Origin of the sequence: Bartonella sp. AP4SXKL (assembly GCF_042195845.1) — a bacterium.
Classification (GTDB): domain Bacteria; phylum Pseudomonadota; class Alphaproteobacteria; order Rhizobiales; family Rhizobiaceae; genus Bartonella.
In genome coordinates, this window is the sequence record NZ_JBHIPA010000047.1 from 1 (window position 1) to 2322 (window position 2322).

Below are 2322 nucleotides of genomic sequence, written 5' to 3' on the forward strand. Positions count from 1 at the left end.
CAGCTTGATAAAAGTCTGAAGGAGCTTTCTAACAATCTTCAGTCTGATGAATCGGCTGTTGTTCACTATGATAAACAAGGTGATGATAATAGCAGCACTAATTATGCGAGTGTGACTTTGGGTAAAGGTAAGGGTTCTACACCTGTAGGTTTGCATAATATTGCCGAAGGTCAGATTAGTGAGAATTCGCATGATGCGGTTAATGGCGGTCAGATTTCTAAGGTTTCTCAGGATATTGCGAAATACTTAGGTGGAGGTACAAGCTTTAAAGATGGTACTTTCACGGGTCCAACCTATAAATTATCCAGTGTTGATGCAAAAGGCGAGGTAGTAGAAAAATCTTATGGTGATGTTGGTTTAGCCATTGAAGGTATTGATACGAATTTCAAGAATGTGAATAACAACCTAACGAATAAGTTTAATGAACTTACTGAAAACATCACGAATATTACTCAGGAAGTTCAAGGCGATGCGCTGTTGTGGAATAAGGACGCAGAGGCGTTTGTAGCGATGCATGGAGAGAAGGAAAGCAAGAGTAAGATTACATTTCTTTCCAATGGAGAGGTTTCTGCAAGCTCAAGTGATGCGGTCAATGGTTCTCAGCTTTTTGATACGAATAAGACTGTTGCAACTTATTTAGGTGGTGGCGCTGAATATAAAGAAGGTCAATGGAATGCTCCAAGCTTTAAAGTTAAGATCGTCAAAGAAGATGGCAGTGCTGTTGAAGAGCAAAGTTATGATGATGTTGCCAAAGCGTTTGCTGGTGTAGGGGCTTCATTCACGAATATTCACAAAGAGCTTCAGAGTGAGATTAATAAAGTTGTAGGAGATAGTCTTGTTAAGCAGGATGATGCTACGAAGGTAATCAAGATAGGTGATGAAAAAGAGGGTAGTGCAATCACAATTTCAAACATGAATGGTGATGCACGTAGTCTCTCTGGCGTGAAAGCTGGGACACTTTCTGAAGGCTCGACGGAAGCAGTGAATGGTTCTCAGCTTTATTCCTTGAATCAGACGCTGGCGACTTATTTTGGTGGTGGAGCTCACTATGAAGATGGTCAATGGGTAGCACCTACTTTCAAAGTTACGACATTTAATGATGATGGTAGTCCAGAAGAGCATAGCTACCCTAATATTGCGGAAGCGTTTGCTGGTGTAAGCAATTCATTTACAAAGCTTCATAATGAGATTTCAGACAATATTGAGCAGAATGCGTTGTTGTGGAGTGATGAAGACAGTGCGTTTGTAGCGCTTCATGGGAAGGGAGATAAAAGAAGTAAGAGCAAACTGAAGTCAGTTTTAGATGGCGATATTTCTGAAGGTTCGACAGAGGCGATTACGGGCAATCAGCTTTATTCCTTGCATCAGACGCTAGCGATGTATTTAGGAGGAGGAGCTAGCTATGAAGGTGGCGAATGGAGGGCTCCGGAATTCAAGGTTTCACAATTCAATTCTGATGGTAGTTCGTCAGAAAAGAAGATCTATCATGATGTAGCAGGAGCTTTTGATGGTGTCAGTGATGGTATGACGAGTATCAACGAGCGTATTCATGATGTTGAGAAGAATGTGGCGAGCAATGGTTTGAATTGGAATGAAGAAGAAGGCGCGTATGATGCGAAGCATGATGGTAAGTCGAGTAAGATTACGAATGTATTGGATGGTAAGATAGAAGAAGGCTCGCAAGAAGTTGTTAATGGTGGTCAGCTTTGGAGCACGAATGAGAGGGTAAAAGAGGTTGAAGACAAAGTAGATACGATAGATCAACATGTGAAAGATATTGAAGTAGCCGTAACAGATGGCGTTGTTAACTATGATAAAGATAGTGATGGGAAAAAGACCAATAGCATTACGTTAGTAGGAGGCAATGACAGCGAACCTGTTATGATAGACAATGTAGCGGCAGGCAAGATTGAAACAGGTTCTCAGCAAGCTGTTAATGGCGGTCAGTTGCATGATTATACTGAAGAGCAGATGAAGATAGTTCTTGAAGATGCCAATAAGTATACGGATGAGAAAGTTAGTGGTCTTGTCAATGATGCTGTTAACGAGTCGAAATCCTATACGGATATAAAGTTTGAGACATTGAATTATGCTATTCAGGATGTTCGGAAAGAAGCAAGACAAGCTGCTGCTATTGGTCTAGCAGTATCTAATTTAAGCTATGACGATACACCGGGAAAATTAAGTTTTTCACTTGGTACGGGTGTATGGCGCAGTCAATCTGCACTTGCTATTGGAGCTGGTTATATGTCTGAAAATGGAAGATTTCGCTCTAACGTATCTGCAACGAGTGCTGGGGGACATTGGGGTGTAGGTGCTGGA

At 41.4% G+C, this 2322-nt stretch carries 1 protein-coding gene; it reads left to right on the forward strand.

Features of this window, described 5'->3' with window-relative positions:
• A partial coding sequence (locus ACFIMI_RS09565; RefSeq protein WP_375692526.1) for a Vomp family autotransporter occupies positions 1-2322 on the forward strand: 2322 nt, incomplete at both ends.